Below are 22,977 nucleotides of genomic sequence, written 5' to 3' on the forward strand. Positions count from 1 at the left end.
TCGAGGGTCATAGATCTATGGTTAAAAAGAGATAACAGGCATGATAATAACGAGAACAGCAAATCAATGCGGAAAAGCGGATTATGGCTGGCTACAGGCTCGCTATACTTTTTCATTTGGTCACTATTTTGACCCAAAATTTTTGAACTACCGAGCGCTGCGGGTGCTTAATCAGGAAGTTTTAGCCCCCAAAGCCGAATTCCAACCCAAATCTTACCCTCATGTTGATGTCCTGAATATTATCCTGCAAGGAGAAGCCCAATATCGGGACAGTGAAGGCAATCACGTTCATGCACGGCAGGGGGATTGCTTGCTGTTTTCTGCCCGTCAGGGAATTCGTTACAGTGAGCACAATACCAGTGACACGATGCCACTGACTCGGCTGCAACTCTGGCTCAATGCCTGTCCTCAGCAAGAAACACAGCCATTACAGCGCAAGGTACTGCCAGATAAGCCGCTCACATTACTGGCTTCTCCGACGTCAGAAAACAATAGCATGTCTCTGCGTCAGCAAGTCTGGATAAGCTATCTCGTACTTAATCCCCATAGCCGCCAGATTTTGGCTTTACGCGGCAAACATGCTTACCTGCAATCCATTAGCGGAAACGCAATCACTGCGGGTCACAAAAACAACAACGTAAAAATAAAATGCGGGGATGGGGTATTTATTCAGGAAGAGCAAAAAGTGATATTACAGGCGGAAACGCCATTTCGCGGATTATTGATTGATTTAGCGGATTAATGCCTTTTTCGCCTAATTCCTTTTACTGCCAAACCGTTTGCTGCCAAATAAAAAGAAATAAGCCCTATAAAGCCATCTGCTCTATAGGGCTAAATTTGTGAAGTTGACCGATAAGCCGGGTTCTGTCTTGGACAGCCATTCATCTAGGCCAGCACTTGCGCACTGGCTCAAGCAACCTACCCGGGTTCGGTACGGGCCGTACCCTATGAACCCCTATTTGGTCTTGCTCCGGGTGGAGTTTACCGTGCCACGAACTGTTACCAATCGCGCGGTGCGCTCTTACCGCACCCTTTCACCCTTACCTGATCCCAACTTTGTTTTTGCAAACAAAACTGGGCCATCGGCGGTTTGCTCTCTGTTGCACTGGTCGTAGGCTTTCACCTCCCAGACGTTATCTGGCACCCTGCCCTGTGGAGCCCGGACTTTCCTCCCCTTTACGTCTCCCGAAAGAGCAATAAAGCAGCGACTGTCTGGTCAACTCCGGCGCGGATTATAAGAGGTTTACTATCCAATGTATAGGGGTTTTAAGCGTCTTCTTCAATTTGATCCAAGGCCGTGTTTTGATCGAGCGACTGGTTTTTATCGAGAGAATAGCGATACAGGGCATTTTTCTTTACGCCGTGGATCTCTGCCGCCAATGCCGCCGCTTTTTTCAATGGCAACTCCTTTTGCAGCACGGCCAGAGTCCGCAACGCTTCCGGTGGCAAACTATCCTCCGCGGGCTTGCGATACCCTTCCACAATCAGCACCATTTCGCCCCGACGGCGGGTTTCATCTTCCCTGACCCATGCCAGAAGTTCACCTGCGGGCATCCCTTGAATCGATTCCCACGTCTTGGTCAATTCCCGCGCCAACACAACATAGCGATCTGCGCCCCACACTTTGACAATATCTTCTAAACTGTCCAGCAGACGGTGGGTCGATTCGTAGAAAATCAGCGTTCGTGGCTCTTGTGCCAACTCACGCAAGGTATCCTGACGCCCCTTACTTTTGGCAGGCAAAAAACCTTCATAACAAAAGCGATCGGAAGGCAAGCCAGCCGCAGACAGGGCTGTGATTGCCGCACAAGGGCCGGGCAATGGAACCACATTGATGCCGGCTTCACGGCAACGGCGAACCAAGTGATAACCCGGATCGTTAATCAACGGTGTCCCCGCATCAGAGACCAATGCGATGCTTGCCCCTTGTTCGAGCTTCGTAAGCAATTGATCTGCTTTCTGCTGTTCATTATGATCGTGAAGTGCGAACATGCGCGCATTAATGGCAAAATGTTGAAGCAACAAGCCAGTGTGTCGCGTATCTTCTGCTGCAATCAGATCGACATGTTTAAGCACTTCAAGAGCGCGCTGAGTCATATCCCCCAAATTTCCAATAGGGGTTGGCACAACATACAGCGTGGATGTCGTAACCACTGCTCGATTGGTTTGATTCATTGTTTCATCCGAATGACCGATTTAAAATTGAGCATCTTTGAAAAAAACATCACTGGATACAGTATGCTTCCCTCAATTTTTGTGCGTTTCAAAACTGGTTTAGTTTATACAGCATTGCTGTCAGCTATGATTATTGCAGGGTGTACCATGCCCAAACCGCAAGGGCAACCCACTTCTGCGCCTCAGGACAATATCAGCGCAGAGATTAACCGCTACCAAGCCATTATTGACGCAGCACACAATCAACCCTCGTTGGCGGTTATCCGTGCTTACATCGCATTGGAGTCTTACGCCACCGATGACGCTGCCCGCCAAAAAAACCTTGATGAGACTTGGCAATTACTGACGCAACTCTCCCCACAGCAAATGAGTGAATTGGTGATTAATGCCAATGAATATACGTTGCAGGGCTGGCTTGATTTACTCAATACCTATCAATCCAATAAACAGCAGTCCAATAAACAGGATCTCGACAAACTGCGTCTGGCGATCCACGATTGGCAAATCCGCTATCCCAACAATCCGGCTGCGCGCAGTTTACCCACTGCCCTGCAACAAATGCTGCAAGAAGGCCAAGGCAGCCCTGCGACGATTGGGTTATTTCTGCCTTTGAGCGGTCAGGCAAAAATATTCGGTGAAGCGATTCGTCAGGGTTTCCTTGATGCACAAAAAGGATTACCAAAACCAGCGTTACCCAACCCATCGCTACCAAATCCTTCGTTGCCAGAATCATCATTGCCAACCAATGCGACCGATGCAAATGAAGCGGTTAACGCCGAACCATCGGCCAGTCCCGAAAATACCGAGATTAATGATGCTCCTATCAATGATCAGCCAGTAAACAATCAACCGGTAAAAGTCTATGACACCGACAGCCAGCCACTCACCGAACTGCTGGAACAGGCTAAACAAGATGGCGTGACCTTGGTTGTTGGGCCATTGCTGAAACCCAATGTGGAACAATTGGCTCAAATTGAAACGCCGTTAAATATTCTGGCGCTTAATGAACTCGATATGCCGCAAAGACAGCCGAATATCTGTTATTTCTCACTCTCTCCTGAGGATGAGGCGAAAAATGCCGCCCTGCATATCTGGCAACAGCAAAAGAGTAACCCCTTGGTGTTAATCCCTCGTACTGAATTAGGCACCCGCGTTGCCAACGCCTTTGCACAAGAGTGGCAAAAACTGGGTGGTCAGACGGTATTGCAACAGACTTTTGGCACACCGTATGAAATGCGCCAATCCATGAATCGCGGTGTTGGCATTCGCTTGTCCGGTACGCCGGTGAGTACTGCCAGTTCAGCCACCGGCCCGGTCGATGCCGTTTACATTGTTGCGACAGCAGACGAGTTGACAATCATCAAGCCCATGATCGATATGGCCATCAGTTCCCGTAAAAAACCCACTCTCTACGCCAGTTCGCGCAGTAATAAATCTGGTTCAGGCCCTGATTTCCGCCTGGAGATGGATGGCATGCAGTTCAGCGACATCCCATTGCTAACCGGCATCAATGTGCCATTAATGCAGCAAGCAGCCCAAAAATTTGCCAATGATTATTCCCTGATGCGCCTCTATGCCATGGGCATTGATGCGTGGTCACTGGCCAATCAATTTACCCAAATGCAGCAAGAAATGGGATTCCACCTGAGCGGCGCTTCGGGAGAGCTTTCCGTGACAGATAACTGTACCGTCTTGCGTCAGTTGCCTTGGATGCAATTCAATCATGGACGCATCACTCTCGAAAATCGCACTGAAAATACCCATAATCCAGAAGGTATCGATAACCCAGAAAATACCGATGGTACTGATACCAATAGTGCTGGCCAAGGGAATAATCCCAATAAGGTGAATAATACGTTGTGATTATTCTCTATGATTAAAAATATCGTGGTCATTTCAGGATGAAAAAACCGACGAACAATCACTATGCGCTGGGGCGCCATTATGAACATCAGGTTAAACTGTTTTTGCAAAAACAAGGGCTTGTCTTCGTTGCTGAGAATGTGAAAATTCGTGGCGGGGAAATCGATCTGATTATGCGTGATAGACACACATGGGTATTTGTTGAAGTCCGTTTCCGCCAGAATGCACAATATGGTGGAGCCATTGCTACAATTACCCAAAGTAAGCGCAGAAAGCTCTTGTATACAGCGGCTGTCTGGCTGTCCCAACGCAATGAATGTCTGGAAACGGCACCGTGCCGTTTTGATGTTTGTGCCATAACAGGACAGAAATTTGAATGGCTGAAAAACGCCTTCACCCTGAATGAGAGCCTGTTTTATTAGGTGCTCAATGTTCTCGCTAACTCAATAATTCCAATATACATAGGTCATAACGTGCTGGATAGAATTAAAGTCTGCTTTACAGAGAGTATTCAAACTCAGATCGCAGCAGCAGAAGCATTACCCGACGCCATAGCACGCGCCGCAATGATGATGGTGCAATCACTGCTGAACGGCAACAAAATTCTTTGCTGTGGTAACGGTGGGTCTGCCGCAACCGCACAACGTTTTGCCGCCAGCATGATCAACCGCTTTGAAACCGATCGGCCAAGTCTGCCTGCTCTGTCGCTGAATGCTGATAATGTCGTGGTCACGGCTATCGCCAATAGTAAGCAGCCTGACGAAATCTACGCCAAGCAAGTCAGGGCGCTGGGACATGCCGGGGACGTCCTGCTTGCCATTTCGACCCACGGCAACAGTCGGGACATCATCAAAGCGGTGGAAGCGGCGGTGACACGTGATATGACGATTGTCGCACTGACGGGCTACGATGGCGGCGAACTGGCGGGTTTACTCGGCCCTCAGGATGTTGAGATACGCATACCCTCACATCACAGCGTCAGAATACAAGAAGTTCATATGTTGACAATCAACTGCCTGTGCGACTTAATCGACAACACGTTATTTCCTCATCAGGATGAATAAGGAGCCAAGTCATGCGGTTATTTTCTCTATTATTGGTCTGTTTCAGTGCCATGCTATTGCAGGGATGTATTGGTGCCGCCGTCGTGGGTTCCGCTGCGATTGCCACAAAAGCCGGTTCAGATCCGCGAACCGTCGGGCAACAAGTTGACGATACCACGCTGGAAGCACGTGTCAGCAATGCCATCAGTAAGGACGCACAAATCAAGTCCCAGGCCCGCGTGGTCGTGACGGTGTATCAGGGTAAAATTCTTTTAACAGGCCAAAGCCCGAATATGGCTCTGGCTGAACGGGCAAAACAGATTGCGTCAAAAATTGAAGGCACCGACGTGGTATATAACGAGATCCGTCAGGGTAATCCCGTCACGTTAGCCACGGCCTCCGCGGATACTTGGTTGACAACCAAAGTACGCTCCAAAATTTTAGCCAGCGATGCCGTGAAATCATCCAGCATCAAAGTGGTGACAGAAGATGGTGAAGTCTTTTTGTTTGGCATCGTCACACAACAAGAAGGCGCTGCCGCGGCGAAAATCGCCAGCGAAACCAGCGGCATAAAACGAGTCACCACCGCATTTACCTATCTCAACTGAAAATTATCAAAGCGGCACGAATCTATGCCGCTTTTTTATTTGCTGCTCTTAAGACTTTTCCCAAATCATAAAAAATTTGAATTTAATCAATATTTTCAATCAATAAATGAGAGCAATAAATCACCTTTAATTATAGCCAATTGATTTTGCGTAAACTTTATCCATAATGTGCCGATTAATTATTAATCATTGCATTAGGGATATAAAAAGTTAAATGAAAAACAATAAGGAATCGCTGTACCTGAAAGTATTGGCCTACCTGCGGGCGCTGGTTTCCAACTTACGGGATAAGCTGGAAGATGATTTTCCCGAAATTACCCACGGTATCCTGTCCCGCATCTGGCCGTTAGCCCTGAGTCCCATTCCGCCCACAACAATCATGCAGTTTTATCCCACCGATGGAGAGCAACAGGGTACCGTTGACATCCCGGCCGGCACGCCGGTTAAAGGAGAGGTTATATACGGTTCCACTGCAAATCTGATTTCTCCAATAAACACCCCCCAAAAGATAGAATTTAATTTCTATTTAGTTCCATCATTATTACCAAACGATTCTGCAATCGAAAATTTCTTTCCAAATCACAGGCAACCCAATAAGTCAAACTCAAATAATATACTTCATCATTTTAGTGGAGTTTATATAGACTTTATAAAAGAAAAACTCGTTTCATTATGCATCCCTGATAACAATATAATTTATAAGGAAAAGATGCAAAATTTTAAAGATAAGATGAATAAACAAAGAGATGAATTGAAAGAGGAGTATTTAAATTATCAATATTTTTTAAAACTAGAGCAACAAATTGGTTCACGACTATCTTTTAGTCAAGAAAGTGAGTCAGGGAAACGAGCGTTCGATTATTTTATACACAATGAAAAATCTAATAAGAGCTAATTGGTATGAATAAAGTAAAATTTATTTTTATTACTTCAATTACTCCATTCTTATCAGGATGTGGTGAAGTCATCGATTCTCAGATCGATAAATACTTTCCAATTAACCCACAATACAATGGTCAATATAAATAGGTTTTCAAAATAGTAGATCACTTGAAGGGAACTCAGTCCGATTTTCGCGATCTGATTAATCGCCAAATCAAAACAAATCCCAAAATGGACTGAGTCATGCCAATCATAACATCAATACCCCGAAATGAACGACGTCAAATGAAAAAAGCTATCCAGAAAACCCGGGATAAGAACTATGCACGTCGCCTCACCGCGCTCTTGATGTTGCATGAAGGGAGTACGGTTTCTCACGTTTCCAGAACGCTTCACTGTTCACGTTCTTCAGTTAATCGTTGGGTAAATTGGTTAACATTATACGGGTTGGAAGGGCTTAAAAGCCTCCCTGCGGGAAGGCCTGCCATCTGGAATTTAGCCCCGCTTCTCTCCGTCATTTCTTTCTTATTACAGCACTCTCCACAACATCTTGGCTATCTCCGTTCACGATGGAGCCTTGAACTGATTACACTTAAAATCAATGAGATACTGAATATATCGCTCTCTCAAAGTACACTCTATCGCTACTTTTGTCGGGCGGGCATCGTTTGGCGAAGGGCGGCGCCAACCTTAAAATTACCTGACCCTGAGTATGATGAAAAAATGGCCAAAATCAGCGAGGCGTTATCCAATGCCTCAGGGGAACATCCTGTCTTATATGAAGATGAAGTGGACATCAACCTTTAACCGAAAAATCGTGCAGACTGGGGCTTCAAAGGACAGCAAAAGCGTGTTGTTACCCCCGGGAAAGACCCAAAACACTACCTTGCCGGTTGCCTCAAGGCGAAAACAAAAAAAATCACGTAATTTCGGTGGCTTGGGGAAAGAACTCAAAATTATTTAATCAATTGTTAGGAATAAATTAATAATCAATATACCAGTGCCCAAAAAAATCCCGGTTAATTTTTAGATAACTATTGCATTCATAAGAGCCGGAAGGTCAGGGTTTGGCTGGCAAAAAATCCCCAATTTAACCTTCTCTTTTTACCGTCCTATTCCCCGTGGTTGAATAAAATTGAACGTCTATGGCAATCCTTGCATGAAACCGTGACACGAAACCACTGCTGCCAATTTATGTGGCAGTTGCTTCACCATGTCAAAATCTTCATGGAAACCGCTTCCTTACAACAGCAGAAACCGGGGATGAGAAAAATGGGTGTATCACAATTATGAAAACCTATTTATTATAATATCAAGCATTTCTTCATATAATACTAAACCAAAAATTTTTGCAGAATACTTTTCCAGTAAATGCTCAACAATACAATTAGATTCAGATTTTCTTCCTAACGGAAGAAAATATAGAACAAGAGAGATTAAATGGGACATAAAACCTAATAAAAATGATAAATTAGAAACAAAGATTCCTATTAATGGAAGGGGGTGGTGTAACTGGAAGCTAAGTACAATTAAAATAGGACTTGAGTATAATAAAAAAAACGTTATTGATAAAAACATTCAGATTAGCACAGGAAAAATGGCCGTATTTCATATAAAAAATATAGAAGACAAAAAAAATAGAAAAATTAATCAAGACAAACTAAATAACACTATAAACTATACTTCTACACTTTATCCCGTTCATGAAGAAGTTAAAGGGAAATATAAAAGAATATTTTTTATTAAACCCAATGGAGAAGGGGATTCAACAATTTTTCTATCAAAGAAAATGAATGGATATATTCACTACAATCCCAAATTAGATGAATCAAAAATCACTAAGATTATTATCCCTGGAGGCGGGGAACCATCCAGAGTTGAATACCCAGACGGTAAAATAGACTTAAACAGAGACTCTATTGACTATTGGAAAATAAATAATACATCTCAGTGGGAGTCACAATAAACGTTATTTAATCAACACATTAAACAGCAGGAACCGTGATAATAATATCGCAGTTCATTTTACGAAGTCTCATCGTAAACACCACAAAAAGCATTTTTGATACTGGGATATTAAAAAATATCACTATGACAACGGAGAGATAAACATGGCAGGTAAAGCAGTGATTCTTTTAAATGATGCCACCGATCACGGTGGCAAGGTGATCACCGCAATTGGCGGTTATACCTATCAGGGCGTGCCGGTTGCCGGCAAAGGCGATTTGGTCACTTGTCCAAAATGCGAGGGAACGTATCCGATTATTGATGGGAGTGAATCGTTGAAGTCGCATGGTACGCCGATTGCGCTGGAAGGTATGCAAACCGCCTGTGGTGCTAAGCTGATTGCCAGCCAGAAAGATTTTCTGGCTTAATCAAATAAATTCCGCCTTATTTGATATAAGGCGGAGAAACGCAAATTGCATGTGGCTGCATCATAGGGAGAGGAAAGGGCTTATCGCCTCTCCCATCGCAAATCATTTTGTTTCAAATAATTCACGCCCCCCATTAACTGCATTTGCCGTAAAATCCATTGTTGACGCTGCAATACATATTTGGAGGGCGCATTGACTTTATAACGATGCGGGTTCGGCAACACAGCAGCGAGCAAGGCAGATTCAGAAGCCGTTAAGCGGCTGGCAGGTTTGCCGAAATAACGCCGGGCGGCTTCCTCAACGCCAAAAATGCCATCGCCAAACTCAGCAATATTCAGATAGACCGTTAAAATACGTTGCTTTGACCACAATAATTCTAACACGGTGGTCATTCCCGCCTCTAACCCCTTTCTTATCCAACTACGCCCTTCCCAGAGAAATAAATTCTTGCTGGTTTGCTGGGAAATGGTTGACGCTCCCCGAATTCGTTTCTGATATTTTTTGTTATATGCCATAGCCGTTTCGATAGCATCAAAATCAAATCCCCAATGTTTTGGGAATTTTTGATCTTCTGCGGCCATAACGGCTAATGCCATATAAGGTGAAATTTGATTCTGGTCCACCCATGTTGAACGAGAAACATAAGAGAAATTAATTGACGCTAAGGCGCCAAGTTGTCTCTCAATCATTATCATGGAAAACGGCACCGGCAGAAATGAAAAAGCGATGACAGCAACAAACCATAGAACTGTGATCGACACGACAATTCTTTTCAGCCAGTGCCACACTATTGAAAAAGGATTTCTCATCCGTTTACTCAATCATTTCCCATATTTTTCTCACCAATTTATCAATTCCCTTTTCCGCTTGAGCCAAAGATTCGGCGAGCATATAGGCGGGTGTTGTTACAATTTTGTGTTCAAAATCAATAATAACATCATCAACAGGACACTCAATATGTACCCCGCCCATCTTCTCTATTTGAGCCACAGTTTCTGGATCGTTGCCGATGGTGACTTTTATCGGTTTGCCTAATATTTTAGGCACCATCACCGGGGCAATACATATAAACCCCATCGGCTTACCTTGCTGGTGCAAGCCCTGCACGATACTTAATAATTCCTTATTTATTTCACAATCTGATCCTTTGAATGCGAAATTACATAAATTTTTGGCAGCACCAAAACCACCGGGAATAATTAACGCATCCAACTCATTGATATTAACTTTGGATAAAGGCTGTATATTTCCCCGTGTTATACGGGCTGACTCTTCCATTATGTGGCGGCTTTCTGCTTTCTCTTCTCCATTAAGGTGATTAATAACATGATGTTGTACCTCATCAGGCGAAAAAAAAGACACTTTGGCACCAAGACGGCTTAAAGAGAGCATAGTCAGAACGGATTCGTGAATTTCACTTCCGTCGTACACTCCACATCCACTCAATATAACGGCAACCGATTTCATATTCCTCTCCATTTGTAGTAGATTAATGCTTAACCCCTTAGAGGGTTAAACACCAATCTTCATCACAGATTTTAATGAATCTTGTAACAAAAATTCTTATCTTTGCTATGTTGGTACTTGTGTTCTGTGTGAAAGAATTCTTTCATTGCTCGCATCGAAAATAAACCATAGATAAGCGGGTAAACAAGTTTCCCTGGTGTTGGCGCAGTATTAGCGCACCCCAACTTCGGTTGGGGTTATTTTTTTGTAACGCTTGGTAACCAATTTCTTAATATTTCTATATCCTGCTTCCATTCCAACTTTAACTCATCCACCCACTCCTGAACATTGTCCCACCACGCAGGTAAATCCGGTGACTGAATCTGTTGCGCCAATTGCTGTAAATGGCGTAACCCTACCGAACCCGCCGCTCCCTTAATCTTATGCGCTTCTTCCGTGATCCCTTTTTGATCTCTGGCGGTCATATTGGAGTCCAGCAAGGCAAGGTAACCGGGCATCATGGTTTCAAAAATAGCCAGGTTATCGGCAATCATTTTTGCCCCCACCAGTTCGATATATTGGTTTAGCATCTCCGTATCCAGCCGTTCTTCATCGCGATTCATCATATCCACCTCCGGTAAAATGTTTTCAGATTCCGCTCCCTTACCCCAATATTTTTCTATCACGGTAGTCAATTCTTTGACGGATAAAGGTTTATTGAGCACCCCATCCATGCCGGCATCAAGATATTCTTTTTTATCCTTTAATACATTCGCCGTCAGCGCGATCAAAGGCGGTAAGGATTGAGAAGCGTAACGCTGGTGCAATTGGCGGGCGATATCCAGCCCCGTCATATCCGGCAATTGGATATCCAGTAACACTAAGTCATATTCATCAGGATCAAACATGGCCAGTGCATCATGACCGTTCATGGCAACATCCACACTGTTGCCCAGTTTCTCCAGTACGGAACGAGCCACAATGACGTTCAATTCAATATCTTCGACCAGTAAGATGTTAAGTGCCGGCAACGGCATCGTCTCTTGTTCAACTTTCCCTTCGGGCTGTTCATCAATGGCAGGGGCAATGACAGACAACGTGAAGCAAGAACCTTTGCCTAATGTACTTTTCACTACGATATCCCCGCCCATACTTTGGGCAAGGCGCTTCGAAACAGCAAGGCCAATCCCGGTGCCGGTGGCAGGACGCCCGCCCGCACTGTCTTTGACCTGATAATACATGGCGAAGATTTTTTCCAGCTCATCAGCAGGAATACCAATACCGGAGTCCGTCACTTCAAACAATAAGCGCTCCCCTTCTTCACGCCAGATACGCACCTTAATTTCCCCTTTAGGGGTAAATTTCACGGCATTGCTAATCAGGTTCCACAAGATTTGGCGCAAACGGGTTCCATCGGTCAGCACCTTGGCGGGTAATGGTTGCTCTGGTTCCAGAACAAATTTAATCCCTTTCGGCTGCGCTAATAAGCCTGAAATGTTCTCCAAATCGGTCATAAACCCCGTGAAGTCAATCGGTTGGTTATCAAGCTGGATCTTACGACGCTCAATTTTATCTAATTCAATGATATCATTGAAAATATTACCCAAAGTAATGGCGCTGACATGGATCGTTTCCAAGTATTTACTTTGCTCTGGGGTTAAGTCGGTATCCAGCAAGATCCGGCTCAGGCCCACGATGCCATTTAAAGGCGTACGAAGCTCATGGCTAATCGTGGAGATAAACGTCGTCTTATCCCTGCTGGCGTTCTCCAACGCATCCTGATAGCGCTTACGCTCCGTGATATCGCGCCCAAATCCCATAAGCCCATGCCGTTTGCCAACGCGATCGTAAAAAGGGACTTTCCTGAGTTCAAAACAGGCCTTGCGCCCATCGGGATAAACCAGCCATTGTTCGTAAGTCAGGGAGACATTGTGGCGAAAGACTTTTTCGTCGGTTTCCATCACCTTACTGGCAATTTCTTTGTCGTAAACATCCGTCGGCGTCAGGCCAATAAGCTGTTTTTCGCTTTTGCCCGTCAGTAACTCCATCGCCCGGTTACAGCCGGAAAATTCGTTATCTTCATTGCGGTAATAAACCAAATCCGGCGAAGCATCCAGAAATGAACGCAACAGTACGGATTGCTGTTCAAGTTCAATCTGGGTTTTTTCGCGGTGCTCCATCTCCAGTTTGAGCTTATCCAGCAAAACCAAATGGGCTTTTTCCGCCTTTTCCCTGTCACTGATCTCCTGATTCAATTGCGCAATGTTTTCTTTGAGTTGTTGGTTTAAGGTCGCATCACGCTGACGCATTTCTTCCAGTTTTGCCACCAGACTCGATAAGCGCTGGCGGGACTCTTCAAGTTGCTCGACAACAATGGAGAGAAAATAGACCGCCCAAGGAGTAATCAATAAACCAAAAAAGATGGAGCGAATTAAATCAATAAGCTGTACTTCTCCATGCAGTACGAATGTCACCGCCATCTGCATAGCCATCGCAAGGATCACCAAAGCAGATGCCAGTAATAGGGAAAAGCGCACCAGCCCCAGTTTCATCATTAAATCGACATAATATTGGGCAAGCCCCCGAATGAGTTTCATAACCGCTCCCAGTAAAAAATTATTCCCAGTCAAAGTCACCAAATTGAATCATAACGTAAAAAAATCCCAACTTCGTTAAGGGATATTACCCTCAATTTCCCGCAAGGAATAAAACATCAACAAATAAGAATAATTATGCAATTGAGTTTCAGTTATCCTTTTTTAGACGAAAAAACGCCCAATCACTTTCTCTTAGAAATCGAAAAATATGCAATATAAATCCGATTTATGATGAAAAATTAGATTAAAATATCGCAAATAATACGTTTCAAAGCATATCTAAAATAGATAATGTGGTGATTTTAGTGATATAACTCACATCATTTAATAGAAATGATCTTGGTCACAAAATCAAAAAATTCGTTATTTACTCATTAAAATCAACAAAATAAAGAGAAAATATCGCCAAAAAACGTGATTTAACACTATTTGACCTACTCTATTTTTACCGTTAAGTTGGGAATTCACTGAAAATCACCCGTCAGAGAATTATCTGATTCATATTTATGCAGTGACAAATGACATAACATCATTTTGATTTACCGCTTGTTAATGCCAATAAAACAAGTGGCGTTTTACTGAGGGCGCGAATTAGACGCCCGTAGAAATAATAGATCTCTAGACCATCTCGCGAGTGATGTGAGAGTCAGACAGAAAGTCGGACAGAACTTGGGGAGCGTTACAATGTTGTATGATAGATTGCAGGAAAAAGATAACTGTGGCTTTGGGTTAATCGCACATATTGAAGGAGAGCCAAGCCACAAGGTGGTGCGCACCGCCATACACGCACTGGCTAGGATGCAGCACCGCGGTGCGATTCTGGCGGATGGAAAAACCGGGGACGGCTGTGGTTTGTTGATGCAGAAGCCAGACCGTTTCTTTCAGATGATCGCCAGCGAGCAGTCATGGCGGCTCGCTAAAAATTATGCTGTCGGCATGCTGTTTCTCAGTCAGGATGCCCAAATTGCCCAATCATGTCGTGATATTATCGAACAGGAATTACAACATGAAACCCTGTCCATTGTGGGCTGGCGGGAAGTCCCTATCAATCGCGATATCTTGGGTGATATTGCCTTATCCAGTCTTCCCCGTATTGAGCAAGTTTTTATCAACGCACCGGCCGGATGGCGGGCGCAAGATCTGGAACGCCGCCTGTTCGTTTCCCGGCGCCGCATCGAAAAACGCATCACCGATAACGATTTTTATATTTGCAGCCTGTCCAATCTGGTTACGATTTATAAAGGGCTGTGCATGGCGGCGGATTTACCGCGTTTCTACCCCGATTTAGCCGATTTGCGCATGGAATCTGCTATTTGTTTGTTCCATCAGCGCTTTTCAACCAATACAGTGCCCCGCTGGCCGTTGGCACAGCCCTTTCGTTATCTGGCTCACAATGGGGAAATCAACACTATTACGGGAAACCGTGAGTGGGCCAAGGCGCGGGCCTATAAGTTCCGCACGCCGCTTATCCCTGATTTACAGACTGCCGCGCCTTTTGTGAATGAAACGGGATCTGATTCCAGTTCACTGGATAACATGCTGGAACTGTTTCTCAATGGGGGGATGGATTTAATCCGCGCAATGCGTTTGCTCGTTCCACCAGCCTGGCAAAATAACCCGGATATGGATGAGGATCTGCGGGCGTTTTTCGATTTTAATTCCATGCACATGGAACCCTGGGATGGGCCGGCCGGCATCGTTATTTCCGACGGGCGCTATGCCGCCTGTAATCTGGATCGTAATGGCCTGCGCCCTGCCCGTTATGTGATCACCAAAGATAAGCTGATTACCTGTGCTTCCGAAGTCGGTATTTGGGATTACCAGCCTGATGAAGTTGTCGAGAAAGGCCGTGTTGGGCCGGGTGAATTAATGGTCATCGATACCTATGAGGGCCGTATTCTCCACTCGGCTGAGACGGATAATGATTTAAAAAGCCGCCATCCTTATAAAGAATGGCTGGAGAAAAATGTTAAGCGTTTGATCCCATTTGAAGCGTTGCCGGAAGAACAAGTCGGGCAACGGGATTTGGATGATCGCTTGTTGGCGACTTATCACAAACAGTTTGCCTACAGTAATGAAGAGTTGGATCAAATCATCCGTACCCTCGGCGAAAATGGCCAAGAAGCGACAGGTTCAATGGGCGATGATACGCCGCTGGCCGTGCTTTCCAGCCGCCCGCGCATTATCTACGACTATTTTCGCCAGCAATTCGCCCAAGTCACCAATCCCCCCATCGATCCCTTGCGTGAAGCCCATGTGATGTCACTGGCGACGCGCATCGGGCGGGAAATGAATGTTTTTTGTGAAGCGGAGGGACAGGCGCATCGGCTGTGCTTTGAATCACCGGTTCTGCTCTACTCGGATTTTGTGCAACTGACCACCCATCAGGAGTCCTATTATCGCGCTGAACGCTTGGATTTGACCTTCAATCCACAGGAAACCTCGCTGAAACAGGCGGTTTCAACGTTATGTGAAAGAGCGGAAGATCTCGCTCGCCATGGGGCTGTATTACTGGTGCTGTCCGATCGCAATATTGCACCAGAAAACGTGCCCATTCCTGCGCCTATGGCGGTCGGGGCGATCCAGCACTGTTTGGTGGAGAAAAACCTGCGCTGTGATACCAATTTGATCGTCGAAACCGCCGGTGCACGTGATCCCCATCATTTTGCGGTCTTGATCGGTTTTGGCGCGACTGCGGTTTACCCCTATCTGGCCTATGAGTCACTGGGGAAAATGGTGGACGACGGCACCATCAATACGCCGTATGCCCGCGTTATGCTGAATTACCGCAATGGCATCAATAAGGGGCTGTATAAGATTATGTCCAAAATGGGCATCTCTACCATCTCCTCTTATCGCTGTTCCAAATTGTTTGAAGCCGTCGGGTTGCATCCCGATGTGACAGACATTTGTTTCAATGGCGTCGTCAGTCGTATTGGCGGGGCAGATTTCAGCGATTTTGAACAAGATCTGCGTAACCTTGCCAAACGGGCATGGCTGCATCGCCACACCATCGATCAAGGAGGGCTGCTGAAATATGTGCATAATGGCGAATATCACGCTTATAACCCGGATATTGTCAGTACCTTGCAGGCCGCCGTTCACAGTGGCGATTACCGTGATTACCTGAAATATGCCGAGCTGGTTAATGGGCGTCCCATCGCCACATTACGCGATCTATTGACGCTTGCGCCTAAAGGTGAACCCGTCAGCATTGACGATGTGGAACCGGCAGAAGCTCTGTTTAAGCGTTTTGATACTGCCGCCATGTCAATCGGTGCACTCAGCCCTGAGGCTCATGAGGCGCTGGCAGAAGCGATGAATACGCTGGGTGGTTTTTCTAACTCTGGCGAAGGTGGGGAAGATCCCGCGCGTTATCATACCAAGAAAGTATCCCGCATTAAGCAAGTCGCCTCCGGCCGGTTTGGGGTGACGCCCGCGTATTTGGCCAGTGCCGATGTGATCCAGATAAAAGTCGCCCAAGGCGCAAAACCCGGGGAAGGCGGCCAATTGCCGGGCGATAAGGTCACGCCTTATATTGCCAAGCTGCGCTATTCGGTTCCGGGCGTGACCCTGATTTCTCCGCCGCCCCATCACGATATTTATTCAATTGAAGATCTGGCTCAATTGATTTTCGATCTTAAGCAGGTCAATCCAAAGGCGCTGATCTCGGTCAAACTGGTTTCCGAACCCGGAGTAGGCACCATTGCCACCGGTGTTGCCAAAGCCTATGCCGACCTGATCACCATTGCCGGATACGATGGCGGAACGGGAGCAAGCCCGTTGTCTTCAGTCAAATACGCAGGTTGCCCGTGGGAATTGGGGCTGGTGGAAACCCAACAAGCACTGGTTGCCAATGGGCTGCGCCATAAAATCCGCCTTCAGGTTGACGGTGGATTGAAAACCGGGCTGGATATCATCAAAGCGGCTATTTTAGGAGCCGAAAGTTTCGGTTTCGGCACCGGCCCAATGGTAGCTCTCGGCTGTAAATATCTGCGGATCTGCCACTTAAATAACTGCGCGACCGGTGTTGCGACGCAAGACGAAAAACTGCGCCAATCTCATTATCACGGCCTGCCGGAACGCGTCATGCATTATTTCCGCTTTATTGCGCAGGAAACACGCGAGTTAATGGCGCAATTAGGGGTGAAAAAACTGACTGACCTGATTGGCCGGACAGACTTGCTGGCAATCCTTGAGGGAATTTCGGCCAAGCAAAGCAAGCTCAATCTTGAGCCTTTGCTGGAAACCGCAGAGCCTCACACGGGTAAAGCGCTGCATTGCACAGAAGGTAATCCTCCTTTTGACCAGGGTACGCTGAATAAACTCATCGTCACCCAGGCGATGCCTTATGTGGAGAACTCGCAAAGCAAGACCTTCTATTTTGATATCCAAAATACGGATCGCTCTGTGGGTGCTTCTCTCTCCGGTGAGATTGCGGCTCGGTATGGTGATCAGGGGCGGGCGGCCGATCCGATCAAACTGAATTTCAGTGGAACCGCCGGACAAAGTTTTGGCGTCTGGAACGCAGCCGGTGTTGAACTGACGTTAATCGGCGATGCCAATGATTATGTCGGTAAGGGGATGGCTGGCGGCCGCATTGCGATCCTTCCCCCTGCCGGTTCAGCCTTTAAAAGTCACGAAACCACGATTATCGGCAATACCTGCCTGTATGGGGCAACCGGCGGGAAACTCTTTGCTGCCGGACATGCCGGCGAACGTTTCGCCGTGCGTAATTCAGGGGCTATCACGGTGATTGAAGGGATCGGCGACAATGGCTGTGAATATATGACCGGCGGGATTGTCTGTGTGCTGGGCAGCACCGGCGTCAATTTCGGCGCCGGCATGACCGGGGGATTTGCTTATGTGCTGGATGAATTTGATGACTTCCGCAAGCGCGTCAATCCCGAACTGGTGGAAGTGCTCTCAATCGATACCCTTGCCATTCATAAAGAGCATCTGCGGGGGTTAATCACCGAACACGTGCGCCTGACCCACTCTCAACACGGCGAAAGCATTCTGGAAAATTGGTCTCAATGGGTCAATAAATTCGCATTGGTCAAACCTAAATCCAGTGATGTCAGTGCATTGTTAGGGCACCGTAGCCGTTCTTCAGCAGAACTGCGGGTTCAGGCACAGTAAGGAGTCAATAATGAGTCAGAATGTTTATCAATTTATCGACTTACAACGTGTCGATCCACCGAAGAAGTCATTGAAAATCAGAAAAATAGAGTTTGTTGAAATTTATGAACCCTTTTCTGAAATTCAGGCACAGGCACAAGCCGATCGCTGTCTCTCTTGTGGTAATCCCTATTGTGAATGGAAATGCCCGGTGCATAACTACATTCCGAATTGGCTGAAACTCGCCAATGAAGGGCGCATCATCGAAGCCGCAGAGTTATCACACCAGACCAACAGCTTACCCGAAGTCTGCGGGCGGGTCTGTCCGCAAGACCGCCTGTGTGAAGGGGCTTGTACCCTCAATGACGACTTCGGCGCTGTCACTATCGGCAATATTGAGCGCTATATTAACGACACCGCTATTGCGATGGGCTGGAAACCGGATTTGTCGCATGTTATCCCAACCGGTAAACGTGTTGCCGTGGTTGGCGCAGGTCCGGCAGGGCTGGCGTGTGCCGATGTCCTGACCCGCAATGGCGTACAAGTGGTGGTTTATGATCGCCACCCTGAAATTGGCGGCTTGCTCACATTTGGTATTCCCGCCTTTAAACTGGAAAAAGAGGTGATGATCCGCCGCCGTGAAATGTTTTCCGGGATGGGGATTGAATTCCGCCTCAATACCGAGATAGGCCGAGACATCACGCTGGCCGAACTCAACAAAGAATTTGATGCAGTCTTTCTTGGCGTTGGCACCTATCAATCCATCCACGGCGGGTTGGAGAACGAAAACGCTGACGGGGTCTATGACGCCTTACCTTTCCTCATCGCCAACACCCGTCATTTGATGGATTACCCTTCCCTGCCTGAACAGCCCTATATTGATATGAAGGGTAAACGTGTTTTGGTACTGGGCGGTGGTGATACCGCAATGGACTGCGTCCGCACTTCGGTTCGTCAGGGGGCAACTCAGGTTACCTGCGCCTATCGGCGGGATGAAGAAAATATGCCGGGTTCCCGCCGCGAAGTCAAAAATGCGAAAGAAGAAGGGGTAGAGTTTTGCTTTAACCTCCAGCCAGTGCGCATTGAAATTAACAGCGCCGGGCAGGTTTGTGGTGTCAAGGTGGTGAAGACCCAACTGGGTGCCGTCGATGAAAAAGGCCGTCGCCAGGCTGAAATTATCCAAGGCTCTGAATTTTTGCTCGAAGCCGATGCAGTGATCATGGCATTTGGTTTCCAACCTCACACGATGGGCTGGCTGGATGAACATCAAGTCAAGCTCGACCAAAAAGGCCGCATTATCGCGCCAGAATCCAGTGATCTGCCTTTCCAGACCAGTAACCCAAAGATATTCGCGGGTGGGGACGCTGTACGTGGTTCCGACTTGGTCGTAACCGCCATTGATGAAGGCAGAAAAGCCGCTTTCGGTATTCTCGATTATCTTGAAGTGTAGATTCAATTCCTTTTCCTAATGACTTCTCCGGCCCTTTAGCCGGAGAAGATCTCAAAAATAAAAACCCCCTCATTTTTTTATTTTCTTTTACTACCAGATTAGTTGTATTTTTGGGATTTATGCGACTATTCTTATACACTAAAGTTAAATATATCGATTTAATCTCCCATGCGATATAGCAGTACAGCAATAGTGCAATACCGTAATACAGCAATAAGGTTTCTTTTTTTCGAAAAGAAAATGACTTAGCAGAACTGATTAAATAGACGTGAAATAAAAGACCATTAAAGTGATAATAACAGGTAGAAACAGATGCGCTTACCCATACAGATACTCTTCTTCTCTTTCATCTCCTTGATAAGTTTGCCCTCGCTTGCCAAATTCTCTACACCTGCCAGAATTATTCAGCAAGTACAAGAAAGAGGAGTCAATTCTGTGGTGGCCGAAATAAACGCAGAATATGAGCAGGACAAAATTCTCCATCATATTTCGACCGGTGATAAACAATGGCTGCAAATTGCCTTTAAACTCTCGCCGAATATTCATCCAGCGTTTTCTCAGAAAATCATTAATGCTTTATCGATTGCTTTAGTTGAAAACCCTGTAGAGGTATTAGCATTGACAAAAACACACCGCTCACTCTCATTCTCTGATATCTGCAATATGCCTCCAACGATCACGGGGCTGAGTCAACAGAGAGCATTTGCCAAGAAAATGATAGATAGCCTAAAACTGGCGGAAAAAACAAATAAGGGAGAAGATCGATATAATATCGAATCCTGCATATGGGCATTTGAGAGAGCGCATAGTACTTATTTATAGTATTAATGGTTTGTAGTATTAATAATCAATTGCAGTATTCATTGGCAGTACTAAAAAATAAAGGAGATGCAATATCTCCTCTATTTTTGTTCCTGACGATCCCCTTCACTTTTCAAGCCGCAGCCTTGCTGGATGCAACTTGAAATCTATTGGGTATGCGCTTTGATCAACTATTTTACGACGCGCAAGGTTGGACGGCCTTTTGGCGGTTGAGGAGGTGGCTCGTCATCTGGCGAATCAGCATGGTGGGGGGCTTTTCTAGCCGACTTACTATTATGGATAAGCACCAAATTATCTGCTGTCGGTGTATCCATTTCTTCTGATCCCGTATTGTCCGCATCATAGGCAAGTTCTGGCTCAAACATCATTCCTGCGCCATTTTCACGGGCATAAACCGCAATCACAGCCGCCATCGGAACATTCACTTGACGAGCAACACCGCCAAATCGGGCATTGAACCTCACTTCATCGTTCGTCAATTGTAAATTGCCAACCGCTCTCGGCGAGATATTCAAAATAATTTGCCCATTTTGTGCATATTCCAGCGGGACATTAACACCATAATAGTTAATATCCACAACAATATGCGGGGTCATGTCATTATCCAACAGCCATTCATAATGTGCCCGCAAAAGATAGGGGCGGCGTGGAGACATTTGAGTCATCTCCATATATTAACTCCGTGATTGTAAACGCATTTCACGTTCTGCTTCCGTCAGTGAAGCCAAGAATGCGTCACGTTCAAACACACGCTGCATATAGATTTGAAGATCTTTTGCGCCAGAACCTGACAGTTCAACACCCAAAACAGGCAAACGCCACAGCAGCGGAGACAAATAACAATCCACCAAACTGAATTCTTCACTCATGAAGAACGGCATTTCTCTGAAAATCGGCCCAATAGCCAGCAATTCTTCAGCAAGCTGTTTGCGTGCAGCATTCGCTTCCTGCACACTGCCTTCCTGAATTTTATACATCAGGGAATACCAGTCTTTTTCAATTCTATGCATCATCAGGCGACTGGAACCACGTGCGACAGGATACACAGGCATGAGGGGTGGATGCGGAAAACGCTCATCCAGATATTCCATAATGATACGAGAATCATACAGGGTCAGCTCACGATCAACGAGAGTAGGAACCGACTGGTAAGGATTCAAGTCAATCAAATCCTGAGGTAAATTACCCGCTTCAACGTGTTCAATCTCTACGCTGACCCCTTTTTCCGCCAGTACAATTCGCACTTGATGGCTAAAAATGTCGGTCGGGCCGGAAAACAGAGTCATTACCGAACGTTTGTTGGCAGCGACAGCCATGAAAACCTCCAAGTTTATCTAAACAAAGGAACGAACAGCCCTTCAACAAACAGCGGCTATTCTCGCTCATATTCTCATCCTGTTTCGCACTTATTATCCGAGGTTATCCCCTTTATCTTCCGGTTTTACCTCTGCCAAATCAGGCAAATTCATGGATAAGGCAAAAAATTGTTATTAGTCTACCAGATTTTGCACATTTTGTGGGGAAGTACATTGAGAATTAATGATGAAATATTAGAGTCTGGGAATTTATTTCCCAATTATGCTATTTTTTTGCCAAAAATAGAGCGTTATCGAAGAGTGAAAAAGTTGAAGGAATAAAAAACCCGCCATAAAAATGACGGGTTTTTAACTTTAACCCACTGCCACAATTGCGGCAATAAATTAACGTTTGGAGAACTGTGGACGACGACGTGCTTTGCGCAGACCCACTTTTTTACGTTCAACTTCACGAGCATCGCGAGTCACGAAGCCAGCTTTGCGAAGTTCAGAACGCAGAGTCTCGTCATAAGCCATCAGTGCACGGGTGATACCGTGACGGATTGCGCCTGCCTGACCAGAAATACCACCACCTTTAACAGTGATGTACAGATCCAGTTTGTTCATCATATCAACCAGCTCTAGTGGCTGACGAACAACCATGCGCGCAGTTTCACGACCGAAGTAAACTTCGAGGCTGCGTTGGTTGATGACGATGTTACCGCTACCTGGCTTAATGAAGACACGAGCGGAAGAGCTTTTGCGGCGACCAGTGCCGTAGTATTGATTTTCAGCCATTGCCTATAATCCCGATTAAATGTCCAGAACTTGTGGTTGCTGTGCCGCGTGGTTGTGCTCGCTGCCCGCGTAAACTTTCAGTTTACGGTACATTGCACGACCCAGTGGCCCTTTTGGCAGCATGCCTTTAACCGCGATTTCAATGACACGCTCAGGACGGCGGGCAATCATCTCTTCAAAGGTCGCTTGCTTGATACCACCGATGTGGCCAGTGTGGTGATAATAGATTTTGTCAGCACGTTTGTTGCCGGTTACAGCAACCTTCTCTGCGTTAACAATAATGATGTAATCACCAGTATCAACGTGCGGAGTGTATTCCGCTTTGTGCTTGCCGCGCAGGCGACGAGCGATTTCAGTTGCAAGACGGCCTAAAGTTTTGCCATCTGCATCAACAACATACCAGTCGCGTTTTACGGTTTCTGGTTTAGCTGTAAAAGTTTTCATTAAAGCTTACCCGATTATAAGTTACACGTTGGTGAACACTCGATGTTCAGAAACTGTT

Annotated in this window: 19 protein-coding genes, 1 other RNA gene and 1 pseudogene; 12 read left to right on the forward strand and 9 right to left on the reverse strand. The window is 46.0% G+C overall.

What is annotated here, in order from left to right; translation table 11 throughout:
* Nucleotides 1-40 precede the first annotated feature (40 nt).
* On the forward strand, nucleotides 41-742 hold the full coding sequence (locus XDD1_RS16130; RefSeq protein WP_045972754.1) for a pirin family protein: 702 nt from the start codon (nucleotides 41-43) through the stop codon (nucleotides 740-742).
* Between the two features lie 95 nt (nucleotides 743-837).
* On the opposite strand, the gene rnpB is transcribed toward XDD1_RS16130, so the two are convergent.
* Nucleotides 838-1,224: RNase P RNA component class A (rnpB, locus tag XDD1_RS18565), an RNA gene on the reverse strand.
* 42 nt (nucleotides 1,225-1,266) lie between these two features.
* Nucleotides 1,267-2,175: a 16S rRNA (cytidine(1402)-2'-O)-methyltransferase gene (gene rsmI / locus XDD1_RS16135; RefSeq protein ID WP_045972756.1), complete on the reverse strand. Its 909-nt coding sequence runs from the start codon at nucleotides 2,173-2,175 to the stop codon at nucleotides 1,267-1,269.
* A gap of 63 nt (nucleotides 2,176-2,238) precedes the next feature.
* Between rsmI and XDD1_RS16140 the strand changes: the two genes are divergently transcribed.
* The 8 genes and pseudogenes from XDD1_RS16140 to XDD1_RS16175 all read left to right on the forward strand — a co-directional run bounded on the left by XDD1_RS16140 (nucleotide 2,239) and on the right by XDD1_RS16175 (nucleotide 8,946).
* Nucleotides 2,239-4,038, forward strand: coding sequence for a penicillin-binding protein activator (locus XDD1_RS16140; protein WP_084721154.1), 1,800 nt, complete (start codon nucleotides 2,239-2,241; stop codon nucleotides 4,036-4,038).
* A 38-nt stretch (nucleotides 4,039-4,076) separates the two neighbouring features.
* A complete protein-coding gene (locus tag XDD1_RS16145; protein WP_045972758.1) occupies nucleotides 4,077-4,460 on the forward strand; it encodes a YraN family protein in 384 nt (127 codons plus the stop codon).
* A 51-nt stretch (nucleotides 4,461-4,511) separates the two neighbouring features.
* Nucleotides 4,512-5,102 carry a DnaA initiator-associating protein DiaA gene (gene diaA / locus XDD1_RS16150; protein ID WP_045972760.1) on the forward strand — a complete coding sequence of 197 codons (591 nt, stop codon included), beginning with the start codon at nucleotides 4,512-4,514 and terminating at the stop codon, nucleotides 5,100-5,102.
* 11 nt (nucleotides 5,103-5,113) lie between these two features.
* The gene (dolP, locus tag XDD1_RS16155) at nucleotides 5,114-5,689 is read left to right on the forward strand and encodes a division/outer membrane stress-associated lipid-binding lipoprotein (RefSeq protein ID WP_045972762.1); all 576 of its coding nucleotides are present in this window, start codon (nucleotides 5,114-5,116) and stop codon (nucleotides 5,687-5,689) included.
* Nucleotides 5,690-5,903: 214 nt separating this feature from the next.
* Nucleotides 5,904-6,584, forward strand: coding sequence for a type VI secretion system baseplate subunit TssF (locus XDD1_RS20115; protein WP_045972763.1), 681 nt, complete (start codon nucleotides 5,904-5,906; stop codon nucleotides 6,582-6,584).
* A gap of 230 nt (nucleotides 6,585-6,814) precedes the next feature.
* Nucleotides 6,815-7,864 (forward strand): annotated as a pseudogene (locus XDD1_RS16165) (IS630 family transposase).
* On the forward strand, nucleotides 7,848-8,537 hold the full coding sequence (locus XDD1_RS16170) for a hypothetical protein (RefSeq protein WP_045972765.1): 690 nt from the start codon (nucleotides 7,848-7,850) through the stop codon (nucleotides 8,535-8,537). The pseudogene XDD1_RS16165 and the gene XDD1_RS16170 overlap by 17 nt, the downstream one beginning before the upstream one ends.
* A gap of 145 nt (nucleotides 8,538-8,682) precedes the next feature.
* Nucleotides 8,683-8,946 (forward strand): PAAR domain-containing protein, encoded by a 264-nt coding sequence (locus tag XDD1_RS16175; protein ID WP_052705733.1) that lies wholly within the window; start codon nucleotides 8,683-8,685, stop codon nucleotides 8,944-8,946.
* Nucleotides 8,947-9,026: 80 nt separating this feature from the next.
* Here XDD1_RS16175 and mtgA read toward each other — a convergent pair whose 3' ends face one another.
* From mtgA to arcB, 3 genes are all read right to left on the reverse strand, one after another.
* Complete coding sequence (gene mtgA / locus XDD1_RS16180; protein WP_045972767.1) at nucleotides 9,027-9,755, reverse strand: monofunctional biosynthetic peptidoglycan transglycosylase; 729 nt, start codon at nucleotides 9,753-9,755, stop codon at nucleotides 9,027-9,029.
* Nucleotides 9,756-9,759: 4 nt separating this feature from the next.
* Nucleotides 9,760-10,413, reverse strand: coding sequence for an isoprenoid biosynthesis glyoxalase ElbB (elbB, locus tag XDD1_RS16185; protein ID WP_045972769.1), 654 nt, complete (start codon nucleotides 10,411-10,413; stop codon nucleotides 9,760-9,762).
* A 236-nt stretch (nucleotides 10,414-10,649) separates the two neighbouring features.
* Nucleotides 10,650-12,989, reverse strand: coding sequence for an aerobic respiration two-component sensor histidine kinase ArcB (gene arcB, locus XDD1_RS16190; RefSeq protein WP_045972771.1), 2,340 nt, complete (start codon nucleotides 12,987-12,989; stop codon nucleotides 10,650-10,652).
* A gap of 684 nt (nucleotides 12,990-13,673) precedes the next feature.
* Here arcB and gltB point away from each other — a divergent pair.
* From gltB to XDD1_RS16205, 3 genes are all read left to right on the forward strand, one after another.
* Nucleotides 13,674-18,131: a glutamate synthase large subunit gene (gltB, locus tag XDD1_RS16195; protein WP_045972773.1), complete on the forward strand. Its 4,458-nt coding sequence runs from the start codon at nucleotides 13,674-13,676 to the stop codon at nucleotides 18,129-18,131.
* Between the two features lie 10 nt (nucleotides 18,132-18,141).
* A complete protein-coding gene (locus tag XDD1_RS16200) occupies nucleotides 18,142-19,560 on the forward strand; it encodes a glutamate synthase small subunit (RefSeq protein ID WP_045972775.1) in 1,419 nt (472 codons plus the stop codon).
* Between the two features lie 312 nt (nucleotides 19,561-19,872).
* Nucleotides 19,873-20,382, forward strand: a complete 510-nt coding sequence (locus tag XDD1_RS16205) for a hypothetical protein (protein WP_045972777.1) — start codon at nucleotides 19,873-19,875, stop codon at nucleotides 20,380-20,382.
* A 170-nt stretch (nucleotides 20,383-20,552) separates the two neighbouring features.
* Here the strand turns inward: XDD1_RS16205 and sspB are convergent, their stop codons facing one another.
* From sspB to rplM, 4 genes are all read right to left on the reverse strand, one after another.
* Nucleotides 20,553-21,053, reverse strand: a complete 501-nt coding sequence (gene sspB, locus XDD1_RS16210; RefSeq protein WP_045972779.1) for a ClpXP protease specificity-enhancing factor — start codon at nucleotides 21,051-21,053, stop codon at nucleotides 20,553-20,555.
* Between the two features lie 3 nt (nucleotides 21,054-21,056).
* The gene (sspA, locus tag XDD1_RS16215) at nucleotides 21,057-21,698 is read right to left on the reverse strand and encodes a stringent starvation protein SspA (protein WP_045972781.1); all 642 of its coding nucleotides are present in this window, start codon (nucleotides 21,696-21,698) and stop codon (nucleotides 21,057-21,059) included.
* A 384-nt stretch (nucleotides 21,699-22,082) separates the two neighbouring features.
* Nucleotides 22,083-22,475, reverse strand: coding sequence for a 30S ribosomal protein S9 (gene rpsI / locus XDD1_RS16220; RefSeq protein WP_045972783.1), 393 nt, complete (start codon nucleotides 22,473-22,475; stop codon nucleotides 22,083-22,085).
* Nucleotides 22,476-22,490: 15 nt separating this feature from the next.
* Nucleotides 22,491-22,919: a 50S ribosomal protein L13 gene (gene rplM, locus XDD1_RS16225; RefSeq protein WP_038259580.1), complete on the reverse strand. Its 429-nt coding sequence runs from the start codon at nucleotides 22,917-22,919 to the stop codon at nucleotides 22,491-22,493.
* Nucleotides 22,920-22,977 lie beyond the last annotated feature (58 nt).

It is taken from the genome of Xenorhabdus doucetiae (genome assembly GCF_000968195.1).
In the GTDB taxonomy this organism is placed as follows: Bacteria; Pseudomonadota; Gammaproteobacteria; order Enterobacterales; family Enterobacteriaceae; genus Xenorhabdus; species Xenorhabdus doucetiae.